At 73.5% G+C, this 20,890-nt stretch carries 10 protein-coding genes and 6 pseudogenes; 8 read left to right on the plus strand and 8 right to left on the minus strand.

What is annotated here, in order from left to right; translation table 11 throughout:
* Window positions 1-24: 24 nt before the first annotated feature.
* The 5 genes and pseudogenes from aroA to NEH16_RS33855 all read right to left on the minus strand — a co-directional run bounded on the left by aroA (window position 25) and on the right by NEH16_RS33855 (window position 9,122).
* A pseudogene (gene aroA / locus NEH16_RS08280) lies at window positions 25-1,258 on the minus strand (3-phosphoshikimate 1-carboxyvinyltransferase).
* A 79-nt stretch (window positions 1,259-1,337) separates the two neighbouring features.
* Window positions 1,338-3,284: an acyl-CoA dehydrogenase family protein gene (locus tag NEH16_RS08285; protein ID WP_073963670.1), complete on the minus strand. Its 1,947-nt coding sequence runs from the start codon at window positions 3,282-3,284 to the stop codon at window positions 1,338-1,340.
* Between the two features lie 203 nt (window positions 3,285-3,487).
* Entirely contained in the window at window positions 3,488-4,933 is a 1,446-nt protein-coding gene (locus NEH16_RS08290) for an aldehyde dehydrogenase family protein (RefSeq protein WP_265540611.1), read from the minus strand.
* A 107-nt stretch (window positions 4,934-5,040) separates the two neighbouring features.
* Window positions 5,041-6,607: pseudogene (locus NEH16_RS08295) on the minus strand (PucR family transcriptional regulator).
* A gap of 123 nt (window positions 6,608-6,730) precedes the next feature.
* Window positions 6,731-9,122 (minus strand): annotated as a pseudogene (locus NEH16_RS33855) (ATP/GTP-binding protein).
* 248 nt (window positions 9,123-9,370) lie between these two features.
* Between NEH16_RS33855 and gabT the strand changes: the two are divergent.
* Window positions 9,371-10,711, plus strand: coding sequence for a 4-aminobutyrate--2-oxoglutarate transaminase (gabT, locus tag NEH16_RS08310; protein WP_265540616.1), 1,341 nt, complete (start codon window positions 9,371-9,373; stop codon window positions 10,709-10,711).
* Window positions 10,712-11,047: 336 nt separating this feature from the next.
* Window positions 11,048-11,632: a phosphatase PAP2 family protein gene (locus tag NEH16_RS08315; RefSeq protein ID WP_343299512.1), complete on the plus strand. Its 585-nt coding sequence runs from the start codon at window positions 11,048-11,050 to the stop codon at window positions 11,630-11,632.
* Here NEH16_RS08315 and NEH16_RS08320 read toward each other — a convergent pair.
* Entirely contained in the window at window positions 11,586-13,382 is a 1,797-nt protein-coding gene (locus tag NEH16_RS08320) for a chitinase (RefSeq protein WP_265540617.1), read from the minus strand. The genes NEH16_RS08315 and NEH16_RS08320 overlap by 47 nt on opposite strands.
* A 147-nt stretch (window positions 13,383-13,529) precedes the next feature.
* A pseudogene (locus NEH16_RS08325) lies at window positions 13,530-13,987 on the minus strand (hypothetical protein).
* Between the two features lie 167 nt (window positions 13,988-14,154).
* Between NEH16_RS08325 and NEH16_RS08330 the strand changes: the two are divergent.
* Window positions 14,155-14,724 (plus strand): NADAR family protein, encoded by a 570-nt coding sequence (locus NEH16_RS08330; protein WP_265547108.1) that lies wholly within the window; start codon window positions 14,155-14,157, stop codon window positions 14,722-14,724.
* 61 nt (window positions 14,725-14,785) lie between these two features.
* Here the strand turns inward: NEH16_RS08330 and NEH16_RS08335 are convergent.
* Window positions 14,786-15,636, minus strand: a pseudogene (locus NEH16_RS08335) (DUF4190 domain-containing protein).
* Between the two features lie 258 nt (window positions 15,637-15,894).
* Here NEH16_RS08335 and NEH16_RS08340 point away from each other — a divergent pair.
* From NEH16_RS08340 to NEH16_RS08360, 5 genes and pseudogenes are all read left to right on the plus strand, one after another.
* Window positions 15,895-16,929: an adenosine deaminase gene (locus tag NEH16_RS08340; RefSeq protein ID WP_073963682.1), complete on the plus strand. Its 1,035-nt coding sequence runs from the start codon at window positions 15,895-15,897 to the stop codon at window positions 16,927-16,929.
* A gap of 24 nt (window positions 16,930-16,953) precedes the next feature.
* The gene (locus NEH16_RS08345) at window positions 16,954-17,664 is read left to right on the plus strand and encodes a glycerophosphodiester phosphodiesterase (protein ID WP_265540620.1); all 711 of its coding nucleotides are present in this window, start codon (window positions 16,954-16,956) and stop codon (window positions 17,662-17,664) included.
* A gap of 56 nt (window positions 17,665-17,720) precedes the next feature.
* On the plus strand, window positions 17,721-18,866 hold the full coding sequence (locus tag NEH16_RS08350) for a sensor histidine kinase (RefSeq protein ID WP_265547109.1): 1,146 nt from the start codon (window positions 17,721-17,723) through the stop codon (window positions 18,864-18,866).
* Entirely contained in the window at window positions 18,863-19,594 is a 732-nt protein-coding gene (locus NEH16_RS08355) for a response regulator (protein ID WP_265540622.1), read from the plus strand. The genes NEH16_RS08350 and NEH16_RS08355 overlap by 4 nt, the downstream gene beginning before the upstream one ends.
* A 95-nt stretch (window positions 19,595-19,689) precedes the next feature.
* Window positions 19,690-20,890, plus strand: a pseudogene (locus tag NEH16_RS08360) (serine hydrolase domain-containing protein).

Genomic DNA, 20,890 nt, shown 5'->3' on the forward strand with positions numbered 1-20,890 from the left:
GTCCCCCGTCCCCGCGCTCCCCTCTCAGCCGGTGGCGGCGGCGAACGCCTCGTGGAAGCCGGGGAAGGTCTTGCGTACGCAGCCCGGGTCGTCGTACGTGATGCCGGGGGTGCGCAGGCCCGCGACGGCGAACGACATGACGATGCGGTGGTCGCCGTGCGTCTCGATCTCGACGGGCTCGGGCGTGCCGGGCCGGATCTCGATCCAGTCGGGGCCCGTGGCGACCGTGATGCCCATGCGCCGCAGGTTGTCCGCGCACGCCTCCAGCCGGTCGCACTCCTTCACGCGGGTGTTGCCGACGTCCTCGATGCGTACGGGCCCCGAGGCGAAGGGGGCGATCGCGGCGAGCGTGGGCATGGTGTCGGAGATGTCGCGCATGTTGACGGTGAGGCCGCTGAGGGTGCCGGTCGAGCGGACCGTGGTGGCGCCGTCCTCCATGGTGACGTCGGCGCCCATGCGGCGCAGGACGTCGGTGAACCGCAGGTCCCCTGGAGGGCGCCCTCGGCGAGTCCGGGGACGGTGATCTCGCGGCCGGTGAGGGCGGCGGCGGCGAAGAAGTAGCTCGCGGTGGAGGCGTCGGGTTCGACGGCGTAGGTGGTGGCGCGGTAGCCGCCGGGCTCCACGGTGAAGACGGTGCCGTCGGGGCCGCCGCGGGCGACCCGGGCGCCGAAGGAGCGCATCATCGCGAGGGTGATCTCGATGTAGGGCGCCGAGACGAGGTCGGTGACGGTGATCCGGAGCCCGGTCTCCGTGAGCGGGCCGAGCATCAGCAGGGCGGTGAGGTACTGGCTGGACTGCCCGGCGTCCAGGGTGAGTTCGCCGCCCTTGATGCCGGCGGCCTCGATGCGCAGCGGGTGGTGGCCCTCGGCCTCCTCGTGGCGCAGGTCGACGCCGAGGGTGCGCAGGGCCTCGGTGAGCGGGGCGAGGGGCGGCGGCGCATCTGCGCGGAGGCGTCGAAGCGGTAGCTGCCGCGGGCGCCGGCCGCCGCGAGGGTGGGCAGGAAGCGGGCGGTGGTGGCCCCGTCGCGGCAGTAGACGTCGGCCTCGGTGGCGGCGGGCCCGGCGGGGCGGCCGGTGATGTGCCAGGCGTCCGCCTCCTGCTCGACCGCGTAGCCGAGCGCGGTCAGACCGGCCGCGAAGCCCTCGGTGTCGTCGGAGCTCAGCGGGCGTACGAGCGTGCTGCGGCCGTTCGCGGCGGCGGCCAGGAAGAGGGCGCGCGCGGTGACGGACTTGGAGCCGGGGACATGGATGACGGTCACGGGCGTCCATCCTGCCGTGGACCGGGGCATGCGAAGGGGCGCGTCCAGCGACTGGACGCGCCCCGCACGGGCCGGTGGTTCAGCGGATCGGGCGGTGGACGTTCTCCTCGGTGGAGGGGCCCGGGGTGGCGTCGGCGATCCAGGGGCCCTCGCCGCTGGGGTCGACCACGCCCTCCTCCAGCCAGCCGTAGGTGCCGGACAGGACGCCCTCGACGACGCGCCGGTCGAGGTCGTCGGTGTTGGACCAGAGCCGGGTGAACAGCTCCTCGACGCGGATGCGGGCCTGGCGGCAGAAGGCGTCGGCGAGCTGGTACGCCTCGCGGCCGTGCTCGTCCGTGGCGCGCAGGTGCTCGGCGCGGACGCAGGCGGCGCTCATCGCGAAGAGTTCGGCGCCGATGTCCACGATCCGGCCGAGGAAGCCCTGTTTGGTCTCCATCCGGCCCTGCCAGCGGGACATCGCGTAGAAGGTGGAGCGGGCCAGCTTGCGCGAGGCGCGTTCGACGTACCGCAGATGCGTGGCCAGGTCCGGGTGGCCGGACGGGTTGAACTCGGCGTAGGTGGTGGGCAGCTGGCCGGGGCCCGCGACGAGCTTGGGCAGCCACTTGGCGTAGAAGCCGGCCGCGTTGGCGCCCGCCTTCGCCTTGGCGGAGAGGGGCTTGTCGGGGTCGATGATGTCGCCGGCGACCTTGAGGTGGGCGTCGACGGCCTCGCGGGCGATCAGCAGGTGCATGATCTCCGTGGAGCCCTCGAAGATCCGGTTGATCCGCATGTCGCGGAGCATCTGCTCGGCGGGCACGGCCCGTTCGCCCCGGGCGGCGAGGGAGGCGGCGGTCTCGAAACCGCGTCCGCCGCGGATCTGGACCAGTTCGTCGGCGATCAGGCAGCCCATCTCGGAGCCGTACAGCTTGGCGAGCGCCGCCTCGATGCGGATGTCGTTGCGGTCCTCGTCGGCCATCTGCGAGGCCAGGTCGACCACGGCCTCCAGGGCGAAGGTGGTCGCGGCGATGAAGGCGATCTTGGAGCCGACGGCCTCGTGCCGGGCGACCGGCCTGCCCCACTGCTCGCGGACGGCGGACCACTCGCGGGCGATCTTCAGGCACCACTTGCCGGAGCCGACGCACATCGCGGGCAGCGAGAGCCGGCCGGTGTTGAGCGTGGTGAGCGCGATCCTGAGCCCGGCGCCCTCGGGTCCGATGCGGTTGGCGGCGGGCACGCGCACCTGGTGGAAGCGGGTGACGCCGTTCTCGATGCCGCGCAGGCCCATGAAGGAGTTGCGGTGCTCGACGGTGATGCCGGGGGCGTCCGCCTCGACCACGAAGGCGGTGATGCCGCCCTTGCCCTCCGGTGACTTCGGTACGCGTGCCATGACGACCAGCAGGTCGGCGACGACGCCGTTGGTGGTCCAGAGCTTCACCCCGTCGAGGACGTAGTCGTCCCCGTCCCGGACGGCGGTGGTGGCGAGCCGTGCCGGGTCGGAGCCCACGTCCGGCTCGGTGAGGAGGAAGGCGGAGATGTCGGTTCGGGCGAGCCGGGGCAGGAAGGTGTCCTTCTGCTCCTGGGTGCCGAAGGTCTTCAGCGGCTGGGGCACGCCGATCGACTGGTGGGCGGAGAGCAGGGCGCCGATCGCGGGGCTCGCGGAGCCGGCCAGGGCGAGGGCCCGGTTGTAGTAGACCTGGGTCAGGCCGAGGCCGCCGTACTTGACGTCGATCTTCATGCCGAGCGCGCCGAGTTCCTTGAGGCCGTTCACGACCTCGTCGGGGATCTTCGCCTCGCGTTCGATGAGGGCGCCGTCGACCCGGGTCTCGCAGAACTCGCGGAGCCGGGCGAGGAATTCCTCGCCGCGCCGGACGTCCTCGCCGGCGGGCTGCGGGTGCGGGTGGATCAGGTCCAGGCGGAAGCGGCCGAGGAAGAGTTCCTTGGCGAAGCTGGGTTTGCGCCAGTCCTGTTCCCGGGCGTCCTCGGCGACCTGGCGCGCTTCGCGTTCGGTGACCTTGGGCGTGGGTTGTTGTGCGGATGGAGCGGACATGAGGGCTCACCTCGCCGCGTCGTCGGGTGGGTGGACCCGGCAGGTGCGCACGGGCGGGGGGTCCGTCCGCCCGTGCGTACCTGTCCGGTTCTACTCGTCCGTATGTACCCGATTGCCGCCACCCCGACCAGCCTCGGGGCGCCGATCGGGTCGGTCGCCACTCCACTGCCCGCCGCCGGGTGCGGCATGCGTCCGCGTGGGCGTCAGAGCGCCAGGCCGGTGAGGACGAGGACGCGTTCGTAGGTGTAGTCGTCCATCGCGTAGCGGACGCCTTCGCGGCCCACGCCGGACTGCTTGGCTCCGCCGTACGGCATCTGGTCGGCGCGGTACGAGGGCACGTCGCCGATGATCACACCGCCGACCTCCAGCGCGCGGTGGGCGCGGAAGGCGGCCTGGATGTCATGGGTGAACACGCCTGCCTGGAGCCCGTACTGCGAGGCGTTGACGGCGGCGAACGCCTCGGCCTCGCCGTGCGCCTTCTGCACGGACAGGACCGGCCCGAAGACCTCCTCGGATGCGAGGGTGACGCCGTCGGGCAGTCCGGCGAGGACCGTCGGGGCGTACGTGGACCCGTCGCGCTTGCCGCCCGCGAGGAGCTGGGCGCCCGCCGCGACGGCCTCGTCCACCCAGGACTCGACGCGCCGGGCGGCGGCCTCGTCCACGAGCGGGCCGACGTCGGTGGCGGGGTCGGACGGGTCGCCGGTGACCTGGGCCTCCACGGCCGCGACGATCCTGGGCAGCAGCCGGTCGTAGACCGCCGCGTCGGCGATGACGCGCTGGACGGAGATGCAGGACTGGCCGCCCTGGTAGTTGGAGAAGGTCGCGATGCGGGTCGCGGCCCAGTCCAGGTCCTCGTCGGAGGCGTAGTCGCCGAGGACGACGGCGGCGCCGTTGCCGCCGAGCTCCAGCGTGCAGTGCTTACGGGGCGCCGAGTCCATGATCGCGTAGCCGACGGGGGCGGACCCGGTGAAGGAGATCACGGGCAGCCGCTCGTCCTGGACGAGGGCGGGCATCCGGTCGTTGGGGACCGTGAGGACGGACCAGGAGCCGGCCGGCAGGTCCGTCTCGGCCAGCAGCTCACCCAGGACCAGCGAGGAGATCGGGGTGGCCGGGGCGGGCTTGAGGATGATCGGGACGCCGACGGCGATGGCCGGGGCGACCTTGTGGGCGCTGAGGTTCAGCGGGAAGTTGAAGGGCGCGATGCCGAGGACGGTGCCGCGCGGGAAGCGCCGGGTGAGGCCGAGGCGGCCGGTGCCGCCGGCGTCGGTGTCCAGGCGCTGGGCCTCGCCGCTGTTGAACCGGCGGGCCTCCTCGGAGGCGAAGCGGAACACGGACACGGCCCGCCCGACCTCGCCGCGCGCCCACTTGATGGGCTTGCCGTTCTCGGCGGAGATCAGCTGGGCGATCTCCTCGGTGCGCTCGGCCAGCCGGCGGGCCATGTGGTCGAGGGCGGCGGCGCGGACGTGGGCCGGGGTCGCGGCGAACTCCTCGCGCACGGCGTGCGCGGCGGCGACGGCCTCCTCGACCTGGGCCTCGGTCGGTACGGAGACCGTCCCGACGAGGCGCCCGTCCCAGGAGTTGGTGACGTCGAAGCTTTCCTCGCCGGTGGCCTGGCGGCCGGCCAGCCAGAAGGCGTGGGTGGAGGTCATGGAGTTCCGGCCCTTCGATGGCGTGGGGTGTGTCCGCCCCCACGGTAGGGCCGGTGCGGCCGCCTGGCGTTTGTCCTGGGTGGAGCGGACAGCGGCCCGGGTGCGCCTTATTGGCCAGGGGATGCGGTGACCTTCAGGGCGAGCCAGAGCTCCATCCGGACGTCCGGGTCGTCCAGCGAGCGCCCGAGGATCTCCTCGACCCGCCGCATCCGGTACCGCAGGGTGTGCCGGTGGACCCCCAGGTCGGCGGCGGCCGCGTCCCACTGCCCGTGGTGCGAGAGCCAGGCGCGCACCGAGGCGACCAGATCGCCGCGGCCCTTGGCGTCGTGCTCGTACAGCGCGCGCAGCATCCCGTCGGCGAAGGCGCGTACCGCGTCGTCGGCGAGCAGCGGCAGCACGGACCCGGTGGCCAGCTCCGCGTGCTCGACCAGGGCCCGGCCCCGGCGGCGGGCGACCGAGAGGGCCTGCTCGGCCTGCTTGTACGCGGCGGACACGGCGACCGGGCCCGCCGGTGCGGACATGCCCACCACGACATCGGACTCCTGGGCGGCGGCCGGTTCGCGCGGGGTCAGCGCGTCCTGCGCCTCGGCGTACGCCTGGCAGGCGGTCACCGCCGCGCCGCCGTCGGCGGCCAGCACCAGGAGGCGTTCGCCCTCGGGACCATCAGCAGGGTCTCCCCGGACCGGTCGGCGGCGGTGTCGAGGGCGTCGGCCAGGAGGGCCGTCGCCGAGGGGTCCTGGCCCTCGGCGATGAGCAGCCGGAAGGGCGCGTCGAGCAGTCCGCCGTAGAGGTCCCCGGCGACGGCGCGGGCGTGGTCGGGCTGACCGGCGAGGAGCATCCGCAGCACCGCCGCGCCGAGGCGCTGTTCGGCGCCCTGGAGGGCACGGGAGCGGGCGGTGGTGAGGGTGAGCAGGGCGACCGCGGAGTGCACGGCGTACCGCTCGGCGGTGCCGAGGGCCGCGCCGGTGCCGACGGCGAGGGCGCCGCGGACCCGGCGGCCGGTGCCCAGGGACTGGAGCTCGACGCGGTCGTCGGTGTCGCCGACGACCATGCTGGCCGGGGCGGGCCGGGTGCGCAGCCGCTCCACTTCCGGGGTGAGCCGGGCGGCGCGGCGGGCCGCCCAGTCGGGGGCGGCGGCCACGACGGCCCCTGCGGCGTCGTAGAGGGCGGCCCAGCCGTTGACGTGGGCGGCGAGGCGGGTGAGGAGGGCGGCGGGGCCGTCCCCGGCGAGCGCCGCACTCGTCAGCTCCCGCTGCGCCTCGAAGCCGGCGGTGACCGCGCGGTACTGGTCGGCCGCGATGTGCGAGGAGACAGCCTTGGCGATGGCGATGAACGGCGTGCGGCGGGGCACTTCGAGCAGCGGCAGCCCGGCCTCCTCGGCGGCGCCGATCAGGGGCCGGGGCACCTCGTCGTAGTTGACGCCGACGGCGAAGCCGAGCCCGGCGACCCCGGCACCGGCGAGCCGGCGCACGTATCGCCCCATCGCCTCCGGGTTCTCCGCGTCCAGGTTGGTCGCGGTGACCAGCAGCAGTTCGCCGCCCTCCATATAGGGGACGGGGTCGGTCAGCTCGCTGGCGTGCGCCCAGCGCACCGGTGTGTCGAGGCGGTCCGCCCCGCGCGCACCGTGAGTTTGAGCGCCGAGTGCTGGACGAGCGAGGCGAGCGTGGGCGGCATGGAGGTGAGGGCCTTCGGCAGGGGGCGATTTCGCCGTCCCGTATGAACGGCTCACTTCGATTCTGCCAGGGTGGCAGAGTCCCTGTCACCGCTGCCACTCGCGCCCCTGCCGCCTCCCCCGCCTCAGCCGGCCAGCCGCACGAGCAACGGGGGCATGTGCTCGCCGGCCACGGTGGTCAGGGAGAGCACCGCGTGGCCGTGCGGCAGCTCGTAGGCGAGCGCGGAGGCGGACCAGCGTTCCCGTTCGACCTGGCGCACGGTCACCGCGTCCGTGGTGACGGCCTTGCCGGTGGCCATCTTGCGCAGGGAGTGCAGGGCGCGGGTGAGCGGCTGGTCGGCGAAGACGCCGTGCTGGGCGACCTCGCGGACCTCCACCCACTCCTTCCCCCACGCCTCCGCGAAGCGCTTGCCGTCCCAGGTGGTGAGGCCGGGGAAGGCCATGGTGCAGCCGAACGCCCCGAGCAGCGCCGTGTGCAGCCCCTCCGGCACGTCGTCCAGGGTGCGCAGGGCGAGGACCGCCCCGGCGTTGACGGACCGGAGGCGGCGGATGCCCCGGACGGTCTCGGCGGTGACGGCGTGGGTGGCGTCGTCCAGGACGAGGCAGACGAACAGCGCGCGGTCGGTCCGGGCGGCGGTGACGGCGTTGAACTGGGCGAGCACCAGGCGGGCCAGGATGCGGGACGCCTCGGCGTGGGCCCGTTCCGGCAGGTCGACGCGGACCCGGAGCGGGTGCCGGCCCAGGGAGCGCAGCGAGAACGGACGGGCGTCCTCGCCGGTGGCGAAGAACCCCGCGAAGGCGGGCCGGTCGAGCGTGGCGATCCGGTCGGCCAGGACGGCGGCCGGGTCGGCGCCGCCGCCCGCCTGGCGGGCCCTGGCCTCCAGCTCGCGCAGCATCGCCTGGTGTCCCCCGGCCGCCAGGGCCTCGCGCAGCGCGCCGAGCGCGGCGGCGGAGCCTTCGAGGAGTTCGCGGAGTTCGGGTACGGAGGGGAAGCGGCCGTGGACCGTGCGGAACGGGCCGAGCAGCTGCCCGAGGGCGGTCGCGGCGCGCCGGGTCTCCAGGGTGGGGATGTCCCCGGCCAGCCCCTCGGCGAGGGCCGTCGCGGCCTCGTCCGGGTCGGTGGTGCCGCCGTACAGGTCGAAGTCGTGGAGGGAGGCGGGGTCGCCGATGCGGATGACGACGTCGTAGGCGTCGTCCGGGCCGAGCCCGCCGCCCGCGGCGCCGACGGCGAGCACCGCGGCCTGTCCGGTGAGCGCCCGCAGCGCGAGGGCTTCCACGACCGGCCGGACGACCCGTTCGGTCTTGCCGGAGCCGGGCGGGCCGACGACCAGCAGGGAGGTGCCGAGCGACGCGGGTTCCAGCGCCATGCCGGAGCCCCGGCGCGGGTAGGGGTTGCGCGGGTCGTCGGCACACTCCCCGATGCGGACCTGGCCGGTGAGCGGGTCGTGGGTGGCGGTGCGCCGGGGCACGTCCCGGAGGCCGGAGGGGTGCAGGAAGGCGTCGGCGCCCTTGCGGAGCACGGTCTCGGTGAAGGAGGCCAGCCGGTCGGGGCGGCCGCGCGCCCCGGTCCAGGCGTGGCCCACACGTACGCAGTCCACGTCGTTCATCCGGCCCGCGTAGACGGCGGCGGTCAGCGCTTCGGCGGCATCGGCGGCGCCGGCGGCACGCAGCTCGGGCCACTGGGCGCGCAGGGGGCCGTCCGCCGGGGCGGGGGCGGTGCCGTCCGCGACCGGGGGCGGCCGGGTGCGCGTCCGGCCCGGAGGTCGCGGAGGGCGTCCCCCCAGTGCGCGGCCCGGGCGATGGGCCACACGACGATGGCGGTGGTCAGCGCGTAGCAGGTGTAGGCGGCCACGGTGGCCTTCAGCCGGTCGCCGCTGAGCAGCCAGTCCTGCGCCGACCCCATGAGCACGAGCAGCAGCGGCACCTTCGGGGTCCAGGCCAGCCACAGCAGCACCACCGCGGCGGCCACCGACAGCGTCAGCCGGAGGCGTTCGTACCGCTCGCCGGCGAAGTACCGCAGGACGTGGGCCCAGCCGCCGACCCGGGCGGCGTAGAAGCCCAGGATGAGCACCAGGACCTCGTAGTAGAGGGTGGTCGAGTCGACCACCAGGCCCGGAGCGTCGTCCCGCAGACCGCCGAGGGTCCACCACTCGGGCCCGGTGATGATCTCGATCGGCTTGAACACATAGGGGACGGCGCGCGCCGAGAGCAGCAGCCACAGCAGCAGCCAAAGGACGAGCGTCGCTGCCGGGCCCACCAGGGACGGCCGCGGCGGGCGCTCGGCGGCCCGGGGCACGAATCCGTACCGCCAGACGCCGGGTCCGGCCTCGGGGCGGGGGCGTTGAACCAGTCGGCGGTGGGCGAGGCGGCGCTCGGGGCGGGGTGTGCGCGGGGGCGGGACCCTGGGAGGGTAAGCGGGGGCGGGCCGGCCGGACGCGGTACGGAGCCTCCGGCCCGCGCGTCGGGCGGCTGCGCGCCCCGCGTGCCCCACGCGCCGTGCGTACCGTCGTTCTCCATGAACCGTTGCCCCCTTGACCAGCCAGGTCCGTCACTGCACCGGTCAATCTAGTGCGCGTACACGGTGAGTTCAGCAACGCGCCCGGATAGTGACCGCCGGGATCACGCCCCGTGCCCCCGCGCCGCCTTCTGTCCTCCGCGGACAACGACACGTACGCGACCACTACCGATCGGAGCATGCCCGACCCCCGGTCCCGCGCCTAGCCTGCACAACGAAGAAGCGTCCGAAACACCCCCAGGAGCCCCGCATGACCGAAATCCCGCAGGAGCGCCGACTCGTCACCGCCATCCCCGGTCCGAAGTCGGTCGAGCTGCAAGACCGCCGGCTCGCGGCGGTCGCCGCGGGCGTCGGCTCCACGCTGCCGGTGTTCACCGCGCGGGCAGGCGGCGGGATCGTCGAGGACGTGGACGGCAACCGGCTGATCGACTTCGGTTCCGGGATCGCCGTGACCTCGGTCGGCGCCTCCGCCGAGGCCGTCGTGCGCCGGGCCTCCGCGCAGCTCGCGGACTTCACCCACACCTGTTTCATGGTCACGCCGTACGAGGGGTACGTGGAGGTCTGCGAGCGGCTCGCGGAGCTGACCCCGGGCGATCACGCGAAGAAGTCCGCGCTGTTCAACTCGGGCGCCGAGGCCGTCGAGAACGCGGTGAAGATCGCTCGCGCGTACACCAAGCGCACCGCGGTCGTGGTGTTCGACCACGGCTACCACGGCCGGACGAACCTCACGATGGCGCTGACCGCCAAGAACATGCCGTACAAGCACGGCTTCGGCCCGTTCGCGCCGGAGGTCTACCGGGTGCCGGTGGCGTACGGCTACCGCTGGCCGACGGGTGCCGAGAACGCCGGCGCGGAGGCGTCCGCCCAGGCCATCGACCAGATCAGCAAGCAGATCGGCGCGGAGAACGTCGCGGCGATCATCATCGAGCCGGTGCTCGGCGAGGGCGGCTTCATCGAGCCGGCCAAGGGCTTCCTGCCGGCGATCGCCCGGTTCGCGAAGGACAACGGCATCGTCTTCGTGGCCGACGAGATCCAGTCGGGCTTCTGCCGGACCGGCCAGTGGTTCGCCTGTGAGGACGAGGGCATCGTGCCGGACCTGATCACCACGGCCAAGGGCATCGCGGGCGGCCTTCCGCTGTCGGCCGTGACCGGCCGCGCCGAGATCATGGACGCGGCGCACGCGGGCGGCCTCGGCGGTACGTACGGCGGCAACCCGGTCGCCTGCGCGGGCGCCCTCGGGGCGATCGAGACGATGCGCGAGCTGGACCTGAACAAGAAGGCGAAGCGCATCGAGGAGGTCATGAAGGGCCGCCTCGAAGCGATGCGCGCGAAGCTGCCGAACGGCGGGCTCATCGGTGACATCCGGGGCCGCGGCGCGATGATCGCGATCGAGCTGGTGAAGCCGGGCACGAAGGAGCCGCACCCGGAGGCGGCCACCCGGCTGGCGAAGGCGTGCCACGCCGAGGGCGTCCTCGTCCTGACCTGCGGCACGTACGGCAACGTGCTGCGCTTCCTGCCGCCGCTGGTGATCGGCGAGGACCTGCTGAACGAGGGCCTGGACGTCCTGGAGGGCGCCTTCGCCGGGATCTGAGCCCCGGATTCGCGTGCGGGCCTGTGAAGAAAAGGTGGGGGGCCGATGGCGGGATACCGTACCCGCTATCGGTCCCCCTTCCCCTGACGTACGGTTTCCGCAGATGAGAGAAACACCCCGCCCGCAGGGGACTGCGGGTGAATCCGGGTCGGAGCTTCCTCGGCACCGTCCCGGGCGTGCCTTCGCGCACACCACTGGGGCACCACGCTCCGGAACTCCTCACCGATCGGATGGCCGCCCGCCCCACACCCCCGGGGCGCGCGGCAAACCGGTCCACTCGTCCGCTCCGGAACAACCCCCCCAGTTCCGGGGCGGACGGCTTTTCTTTTCTCCCTGGTGTCGGGCCTGTCGGCCCTTTTCGCGCTGACCACCTGGCAGATCGCCGCCGACGGCCCGCTGCGCGGCCTCGACGAGCGCGCCGGTCGGGCGCTCGTCGGCCACGGCCCCCGGTGGCTCACCGAATTCCTCGCCGATCTCGGCAATACGCAGGTCGCCCTTCCGGTGCTGGCGTGCGCGATCGGCTGGTCGCTGCTGCGCGGACGGCGGTGGGAGGCGCTGGGGGCTGCCCTCGCGATGGCGGCGGTGCCCCTGCTCGTCGTACCGCTGAAGGACTGGATCGCCCGGCCCGGGCCGCTGACGGAGGCCACCGGCTACTACCCGTCGGGGCACGCGGCCACGGCGGCGGTGGCGTACGGGGCTTCGGCGCTGCTGCTCGCCGGGCGGGGGCGGCACGCGTGGATGATGCCCGTCATCGCCGTCCTGCTGACGGCGATGACGGGCATCGGTCTGGTGCTCCGCGGCTATCACTGGCCGCTGGATGTGCTGGGCAGCTGGTTCCTGTGCGGGCTGCTGCTCCTGCTGCTGTACGGGGTGCTCAGCCGAAGTAGGCGTCGAAGTTCTTCGAGAACTCCCAGTTGTTGAAGCGGTCCCAGTTGACGGACCAGGTCATCAGGCCGCGCAGGCCCGACCAGGTGCCGTGGGTGGCGTAGGAGCCGCAGTCGGTCTTCTTGGTGAGGCAGTTGAGCGCCTTGGTGACCTCGGCGGGCGAGGTGTGTCCGTTGCCGGCCTGGGTGGAGGCCGGGAGGCCGATCGCGACCTGGTCGGGCCGCAGCCCGGGGAAGACCTTCGTCTGGTCACCGGCGACCGGGAAGCCGGTCAGCAGCATGTCGGTCATCGCGATGTGGAAGTCGGCGCCGCCCATGGAGTGGTACTGGTTGTCCAGACCCATGATGGAGCCCGAGTTGTAGTCCTGGACGTGCAGCAGGGTCAGGTCGTCGCGCAGCGCGTGGATCACCGGCAGATAGGCACCGGCGCGCGGGTCCTGGCCGCCCCAGGGGCCGGAGCCGTAGTACTGGTATCCGAGCTGGACGAAGAAGGTCTCCGGGGCCATGGTGAGGACGAACTTGTCGCCGTACTTGGCCTTGAGGGTCTTCACCGCCGAGATCAGGTTGACGATCACCGGGGTCGTCGGGTTCCGGAAGTCGGTGTCCCCGGTGTTCAGCGAGAGCGAGTGGCCCTCGAAGTCGATGTCCAGGCCGTCGAGACCGTACTCGTCGATGATCTTGCCGACCGAGGAGACGAACGTGTCCCGGGCGGCGGTGGTGGCGAGCTGCACCTGGCCGTTCTGGCCGCCGATGGAGATCAGGACCTTCTTGCCGGCGGCCTGCTTGGCCTTGATGGCCGCCTTGAACTCGGCCTCCGACTCGACGTTCGGGCACTCGGTGACCGGGCAGAGCTTGAAGCGGATGTCGCCCGAGGTGACGGAGGTCGGCTCGCCGAAGGCCAGGTCGATGACGTCCCAGGAGTCGGGCACGTCCGCCATGCGCGTGTAGCCGGAGCCGTTGGCGAAGCTGGCGTGCAGATAGCCGACGAGCGCGTGGGCGGGCAGCTGGGTACCCGTACCGCCTTCGCTGCCCTTGCCCGTGGTCGCCGAGACCGCGGCCGTCCTGGCGGACTCGCCCGCCTCGTTGACGGCGCTGACCTGGAAGCTGTACGCGGTGGAGGCGCTGAGTCCGGTCACGGTCGCCGAGGTCCCGGTGACGCTCTGGACCTTGGTGCCGCCCCGGTAGACGTTGTAGCCGGTGGCCCCGGCGGAGCCCGTCCAGGACAGGGCGACCGAGGAGGAGGTGACCGTACCGGTCTTGAGGCCGGTGGGGGCGGAGGGCAGCACGACCGGGTCGCCGCCCGGGCCGATGAGGCTGATGTCGTCGGCGTAGTAGGCCGGGGTGCCGTACCAGCCGTGCGTGTAGATGCTGACCGAGGTGGTGGACGGCCCGGTCGTGAAGGTGGTCGTGAGCTTCTGCCAGCCCGGGGCGGACTGCGTCCAGGTGGAGACGTCCGTCGTGCCGGTGCCCGAGGCGCCGAGGTAGACGTAACTGCCCTGCACCCAGGCGCTCAGCGTGTACGTGGAGCCGGGCTTGACCTTCACGGACTGGGAGCACTTGGCGTTGTCGCTGCCGGCCGGGGTGGCCTTCAGCGCCGAGGTCCCGCCGTGTACGGGGGTGCTGACGGCCGCTCCGCTGCCGCCGGAGCAGTTCCAGCCGGACAGCCCGGCCTCGAAGGTGCCGTTGCTCGCCAGCTCGGCGTCGGCCGCGGCGGCGGTGGGGGCCGAGGCGGCGAGACCGCCCGCGGTGAGCAGGGCGGCCGAGAAGGCGGCCACCAGTCCGGTCATGCGGGCGGGGGTCTTGTGCGTTCCACAACGGCCTCCGTACAGGGGGGAATTGGTGCGGCGCGGGGAATTGATGCGGCGCGCACAACATGGTCCAGACCAATCGGGTTGTCAAGACCTCTGGCAGCGCCGGACCCCGTCGTGGCGGTGTCAGGCGCCCTCGCCTCCCGCCGGGCCCGCCGCCGCCTCGTGCATCGCGAGCTCCAGGAGCGCGGCGTCGGTGAGGGTGCCCGAGCCGTCCGGCGGGACGAGCCAGCGCACCTTTCCGGCCGGGCGGCCCGGGTGCGGGACGACGATCCAGGTGCCGCTCCCGGCCCCCCGGATGCCCGTGCCGACCCAGCGGGCGACGGTGCCCGGCGGCACGAAGAACCCCATCCGGGACTCGCCGAAGTCCGCGAGGACCGGGCCGGGCCGGTCGATGAGCCGGGTGAGCACGTCGAGCGTGGGATAGCCCAACTCCCCCGGCAGGATCAGTACGTCCCAGCGCCGGCCGGCGGGCAGGAGCGCGATCCCCGCGGATCGCGCTCCCAGTCCCACCGGCAGGCGACCGGGTCGGGCGCCGCCGACGCCAGCCACTCGACCGCTGCCCTGACCTCCGAGCCCTTCATGGCCCGCCTCCGTAGTCCGTGTCGCGCCGGCCGGACGGCGGGCGCGTTCACGGGAGAGAGCGGGTCCGGGCCGGTTCATGACGCGGGTTCGGCTACTCATTGGTAGTGATCTGGGTCACGCCGGACCGTTGTCAGTGGCGGGTGGCAGACTCCGGAGCATGGAACACATGGGGGACGTGCGCAGTGTCGAGGACCTGGTCGAGCTGGCCGGCCGCGGCGAGAAGGTGAAGTACCTGCACTTCTGGGGGCACCGGCCGCGCCCGGACGGCTCCATCGGCGCGAGCTGCCTCAGTCAGTGGTGGCCCTCGCCGTTCACGGTCGACGGCGTGACGTACGCGTCGGCGGAGCACTGGATGATGGCCGGCAAGGCCCAGCTGTTCGGGGACGCGGAGGCGGCGGAGCGGGCGGTGGCGGCGAAGAGCCCCGCCGAGGCGAAGAAGGCCGGCCGGCTGGTCCGGGGCTTCGACGACGCCGTCTGGGAGCGTGAGCGGTACGCCCTGGTGGTGGCGGGCAGCGTGCACAAGTTCGGCCAGGATCCGGAGCTGGGCGCGTTCCTGCTGCGCACCGGTGACCGGGTGCTGGTGGAGGCGAGCCCCGTGGACCGGATCTGGGGCATCGGGCTCGCGGCGGACGACCCGCGCGCCCAGGACCCGGCGGAGTGGCGCGGGCTCAATCTGCTGGGGTTCGCGCTGATGGCGGCCCGGGAGGAGCTGCGGGGCGCGGCCGGGTCCATATGAGGCGGCTCGCGGGGCGGCGGTGGTGTCCCCCGTCGCCCCGCGAGCCGTCGTCCTCGTGCGCTCAGGTCCGTACGGAGAAGTGGCCCAGCGGCGGGAGTTCGCGCGCCTCGGCGACGAGGGAGACGGGCGCGGGTTCGTAGTCGGACCCGCTGTCCTCGTCGTCGAGGTCGTCGTTGGTCACGAGCCAGATGAAGAAACCGAGGAAGGCCGCGCTGACCACGATCCCGATGGAGCCGAGGATGATCCCGGCCAGCGCCACGCCCCCGTTGTCGGCCTCGCCCCGCTGGGCGCGGCCGCGGCCGATGATGCCGAAGATCAGCGCGAGGATGCCGAGGACGATGCCCAGGCCGTACATGCAGAAGCCGGCCGTCGCGATGATGCCGAGGACCAGCGAGGCGATGCCCAAGCCGTTGGCGGGTGCCGGTCCGCCCCACGGGTTTCCGTAACCGGGGTAGCCCGGGTAGCCGTACTGCGGCGCCTGTCCGGTGGGGTAGCCGAACTGCGGTGGCTGGGCGCCGGGGTAGCCGTATCCGGGGGCCGCCTGCCGGCCGGGGTAGCCGTACTGCGGCTGGCTGCCCGGGAAGCCGTCCTGGGCGGCGGTCCGGCCTGGCCCGGGCCGTTCGGGCCGACGGGCGGCGGGGGCACGGACCCGGGGGCTCCGAGGGCTCCGGGGGCGGCCCAGGTGGCGGGCCCGGTCTGCGGAGCGCCGTATCCGGGGGGTGGTACGGGTCCCGTTCCGATGCCCGGCATGGAGGTGACCGTCAGCTGGTCGTGCACGGCGGGCGGTCGCGGATCGCCGGATATGCGGTCGGCGGGTGTGCCGTCCGCGGGTGTGCCGTCCGCGGGTATGCCATCGGCCGGGGTGCGCGGGGCGCCGGGGTCCCCGGTGCCGGGCTTCTTGTCCAGGGGCACGCGGCCGGCCGGGGGCGCCTGGCCGTCCGAGGGCTCGGGGCCGCCCGGTGCCGGGGTCTCGCGGGGCGTGCGCCGCTCCGGCGGTGCCCAGGGGTCGACCGGTGCGGCCCCGTCCGCGGGCTGAGCTGTGTTGTCCGACATGGGCCTCCCCCATCGTGATGCGGTCATGCTACGGGCCCGTCCTACGATGACTCCCGTCCCCTGCCCCGGTCGCCCCATGACCGGAGCCCGTCACACTCCATGCCCACGGAGGCCCCGATGACCGACCTGCACCCCTTCATCGCGGGGCTGCCCAAGGCCGAGCTCCATGTCCACCACGTCGGTTCGGCCTCCCCCCGCATCGTCGCGGAGCTGGCCGCGCACCACCCCGACTCCAAGGTCCCCACCGCCCCCGAAGCGCTGGCGGACTATTTCACCTTCACCGACTTCGCCCACTTCATCGACGTCTACCTGTCGGTCGTGGACCTGATCCGCACCCCGGAGGACGTCCGGCTGCTGACGTACGAGGTCGCCCGTGACATGGCCCGGCAGAACATCCGGTACGCGGAGCTGACCGTCACCCCGTTCTCCTCGACCCGGCGCGGCATTCCCGAGCAGGGGTTCATGGAGGCGATCGAGGACGCCCGCAAGGCGGCCGAGCGGGAGCTGGGCGTCGTGCTGCGCTGGTGCTTCGACATCCCCGGCGAGGCCGGTCTGGAGGCCGCCGAGGAGACCACCCGGCTCGCGGTGGACCTGCGGCCCGAGGGGCTGGTGTCGTTCGGCCTCGGCGGCCCGGAGATCGGGGTGGACCGCCCGCAGTTCAAGCCGTACTTCGACCGCGCGATCGCCGAGGGCCTGCACTCGGTGCCGCACGCCGGGGAGACCACGGGCCCGCAGACCGTCTGGGACGCGCTGACCGAGCTGCGCGCCGAGCGCATCGGCCACGGCACCAGCTCCGTCGCCGACCCGAAGCTGCTCGACCACCTCGCCGAGCGGCGCATCGCCCTGGAGGTCTGCCCCACGTCCAACATCGCGACCCGCGCCGTGAAGGACATCGAGCAGCACCCGGTCCGCGAGATGGTGCAAGCCGGAGTGCTGGTCACGATCAACAGCGACGACCCGCCCATGTTCGGCACCGACCTCAACAACGAGTACGCGGTGGCCGCCCGCATCCTCGGTCTGGACGAGAACGGCGTGGCGGCGCTCGCGAAGAACGCCGTGGAGGCGTCCTTCCTCGACCCGGCCGGCAAGCGGAAGCTGACCGACGAGATCGACACGTACACCACCAACTGGCTGACTCGCGCCGGGCGCTGACGTGCCGGCGGTGACAATGGCCCCATGCCCACGCCCACGCCTGTCACCGCCGTCGCCCATCGCGGCGATCCGTACCGCGCCCGCGAGAACACCCTCGCCTCGATCCGCTCCGCGCTCGAACGCGGGGCGGACGCGGTGGAGATCGACGTCCGGGTCACCCGGGACGGGGTGCCGGTCCTGCTGCACGACGCCACGCTGGACCGGCTCTGGGGCCATGACCTGCGGCTGGACCGGCTCAGCCACCAGGAGCTGACCGAGCTGACGGCGGGCGGGGTGCCGACGCTGCGCGAGGCACTGCTCGCCGTCGGCGCGCACCGCGTGATGATCGATCTGCCGGGCTCCACGCCGGAGTCGGTGAAGCGCACGGTGGGCGTGGTGCGGGAGTGCGGGGCCGCGGAGCGGGTCTACTACTGCGCGGGGCCCGAGGCGATGCTGCGGGTGCGGGCGGCCGACCCGTCCGCCGAGATCGCGATGACCTGGACGACGCTGGCTCCGCCGCGTGCGGCGCTGCTCGACGTGGTCCGGCCGCGCTGGCTGAACTACCGGTTCGGGCTGGTCAGCCGGGAGCTGACGGACCGCAACCACCGCGACGGGCTGCTGGTCTCGGCCTGGACCGCGGACACCGGCCGGACGATGCGGCGGCTGATCGGCCACGGCGTGGACTCCGTCACCACCAACCGGATCGACGTCCTCAGCAAGCTGATCGACCGGCACGCGGGCGGGCGGAGAGCGTGACCGGGCCCCGCGCGCTCCGGCGCCGGCTGGGGGAGACCGGCGCTCCGGGCCCCCGGGTGACCGACCTCTGCGTGGTCCTGGTGGTGCAGGCGGCGGTGTCGGTGCCGTGGGTGCTGCCCCGCGACCCCGGCCTGGAACCCGCCTCGCCGACCGCGTACCTGCTGACCACCCTCACCGTGCTCCCGCTGCTCTGGCGGCGCCGGGCGCCCGTGCGGGTGCTGCTGGCCGTGGTGGCGGCGCAGGGTCTGTACGGGCTGGCCGTGGACGGTCCGGGGCAGACCCTGCCGTACACCGGCCTGGTCGCCCTCTACAGCGTCGCCGCCCATGCCCCGTCGCCGTCTCGTCAGCTCTGCGGGGCGCTGACCCTGGCGGTCGTCTTCCCCTCGGTGGCGTTCAACACGGGCGAGGCCCGTGAGCTGGTCTTCTCGCTGATGGTGTTCACGGCCGCGTACGGATTCGGCCGGTTCACCGACACCCGCCAGGCGTACACCAGGGCGGTCGAGGACCGGGCGCGGCAGCTGGAGGTCACCCGCCGGATCGAGGCCGAGCAGGCGGCGGCCCGCGAACGGGCCCGGATCGCCCGGGAGATGCACGACATCCTGTCGCACGCGGTGAGCCTGATGATCGTGCAGGCGGAGGCCGGCCCGGTGGCGGTCCGCACGGCACCGGAGCGGGCCGAGGCGGCGTTCGACGCGATCTCGGAGACCGGCAGGGACGCGATGGTCCAGCTGCGCCGGATGCTCGGCGTGCTGCGCGAGGAGGGGCAGGGGCCCGGCGCGCCCCGCTCCCCGCAGCCGGCCCTGGACGGGCTCCCGGCCCTGGTGGAGCGCGTGCGGTCCAGCGGTCTGGCGGTGACCCACACGGTGACCGGTCCGGAGCGCCCGCTGCCCCGCGACACCGACAGCGCGGTGTTCCGGATCGTGCAGGAGGCCCTGACCAACACGGTCAAGCACGCCGCCGCCACCGAGGCCGCCGTCCTGCTGGCGTACGGGGAGAGCAGCCTGACCGTCTCGGTGACCGACGACGGCGTCGGCATGGGGACGGACACGCATTCCGGCCACGGCCTGATCGGCATCCGGGAGCGGGCGGCGGCGCACGGCGGCGGCGCGCGGACCGGTCCCGGGCCGGACGGACGGGGCTTCCGGGTCGACGTCACACTGCCGCTGGCGCCGGTAACGTCCTCGCTGGAGGTGGGGAGTTGACGATCCGTGTGGTGGTGGCGGACGACCAGGAGCTGGTCCGCAGCGGTTTCGCGATGATCCTGGACGCCCAGCCGGACATCGAGGTGGTGGCGGAGGCGGGCGACGGGAAGCAGGCGGTGGACGCGGTGCGCCGGCTGGAGCCGGACGTGGCCCTGCTCGACATCCGGATGCCCGTGCTCGACGGCATCGGCGCCTGCCGCGAGATCAGCGCCCGGACCGCCTGCCGGACGGTGATGCTGACGACGTTCGACTCCGACGCGTACGTGTACGAGGCGCTGCACGCGGGGGCGAGCGGCTTCCTGCTCAAGGACGTGCGCAGGGACGACCTCGTGCACGCGGTACGGGTGGTGGCGGCGGGCGACTCGCTGCTGGCGCCCTCGGTGGCGCGGCTGCTGATCGCCGAGTACACCTCGCGCCCGGCGGTGGCGGCGGCGGTCGCGGACGAGCGGCGGCTCGGCGTGCTGACCGCCCGGGAGCGCGAGACGCTGCTGCATCTGGCGCGCGGTCTTTCCAACGCGGAGATCGCGGCGGCGATGGTGGTCAGCGACCACACGGTGAAGACCCATGTGGGCAACGTGCTGTCCAAACTGGGCCTGCGCGACCGCATCCAGGCCGTCATCTGTGCCTACGAGACCGGGCTCGTCGCTCCCTCGCCCGAGGGAGCGCAGCCGTCCTCCTCCCCCGCGCAGGGGAGGAACGAGCCCGCCGGGAACCCCCCGCTCCGGTGATCCGCCAAGGGCCTCCCGGTCCGCAGGATGGGGTCAACAACGGCGCGGTCGACAGGACTTCGCCGCCACGAACCCCGCTGCCTGGAGGCATCACGATGAACGCCCGCATCCTCCGTACCGTCCTCGCCACCGCCCTGGTCACCGGCATCGCGGCGGGCACCGCGGGACCGGCCCTCGCGACCGGCGCCCCGGCCCCCGGCAGGACCCACACCACCGCACAGGCGACGCCCGGCACGGACATCGAGGCGCTGGGCGACCTCATAGCCGGGCTCCCCGACGAGGGGGCGACGGCCGCCCTGATCCGGCTGGGCGGCACCGAGGGCGCGTGGCGCGGCTCGGCCGGGGTCCACGACCTGGTGACGAAGCGGCCGGCGGACCCGGACGCACGCTTCCGGGCGGGTTCGGTGACCAAGGTCCTCACCGCCGCGACCGTCCTCCAGCTCGCCACCGAGCACAGGCTGGGCCTGGACCGCCCGGTGCGCTCCTACCTGCCGGAGCTGATCCCTGCGGCGTACGGGGACGTCACCGTACGCCAGTTGCTGAACCACACCAGCGGGCTTCCGTCGGCCGACTTCCCGGGCGACACGGTGGAGGAGTGGTACGCCAACCGCTTCCACCGCTTCGACGCGCGGGAGCTGGTCGCCTCGGCCACGGCCAAGGAGCGCGAGTTCCCGGCGGGGACCCGGCAGCACTACCTCAACATCAATTACACGGTGGCCGGGCTGCTGATCGAGAAGGTCACCGGGCACCGTTACGAGGCGGAGGTGTCCCGGCGCATCCTGGCCCCGCTGGGTCTGCGCGGCACGTCGTTCCCCGGCGCCGATCCCCGTATCCACGGCCCGCACAACCACGGGTACCAACGCATGGAGCTGGCGGACGGGAGCACCGGGCTGCGGGACGTCAGCGTGTGGAGCCCCACCGACGGCTGGGCGGCGGGGATGTCATCTCCACCACCGCCGATTTGGAGCGCTTCCTGACCGCCCTGTTCCGGGGGAGGTGGTGCGCGGCCCGCTGCTGGAGGAGATGTTCACGCTGCCCGACCCCTCGGTGCGCGACTTCGTGACCGGCAAGGCACCCGCGTACAGCGCCGGCCTGTCCTCCTGGGAGCTGGGCGGCCGCCGGGTCTGGGGCAAGACCGGCGGCCGCTGGGGCTACAACACGGGGTTCGGGGCCACGCGCGACCTCTCCCGCACCCTCGTCTACAGCATCAACTCCACGGACGCGAAGGCCGAGGGGGAGAACGCCCTGGTCATGGGCGTGGTCGGGACGGTCTTCGGGGCCCCTTCGGCAGGCTGA

This window comes from Streptomyces drozdowiczii, from assembly GCF_026167665.1.
Lineage (GTDB): Bacteria > Actinomycetota > Actinomycetes > Streptomycetales > Streptomycetaceae > Streptomyces > Streptomyces drozdowiczii_A.

Excerpts from the sequence above, each read along its gene's own strand:
- NEH16_RS08345 (WP_265540620.1), top strand. The coding sequence starts at position 16,954 with ATGCCCACGCCCACGCCTGTCACCGCCGTCGCCCATCGCGGCGATCCG.
- NEH16_RS08330 (WP_265547108.1), top strand. The coding sequence starts at position 14,155 with ATGGGGGACGTGCGCAGTGTCGAGGACCTGGTCGAGCTGGCCGGCCGC.
- gabT (WP_265540616.1), top strand. The coding sequence starts at position 9,371 with ATGACCGAAATCCCGCAGGAGCGCCGACTCGTCACCGCCATCCCCGGT.
- NEH16_RS08290 (WP_265540611.1), bottom strand. The coding sequence starts at position 4,933 with ATGACCTCCACCCACGCCTTCTGGCTGGCCGGCCGCCAGGCCACCGGC.
- NEH16_RS08340 (WP_073963682.1), top strand. The coding sequence starts at position 15,895 with ATGACCGACCTGCACCCCTTCATCGCGGGGCTGCCCAAGGCCGAGCTC.
- NEH16_RS08320 (WP_265540617.1), bottom strand. The coding sequence starts at position 13,382 with ATGACCGGACTGGTGGCCGCCTTCTCGGCCGCCCTGCTCACCGCGGGC.
- NEH16_RS08285 (WP_073963670.1), bottom strand. The coding sequence starts at position 3,284 with ATGTCCGCTCCATCCGCACAACAACCCACGCCCAAGGTCACCGAACGC.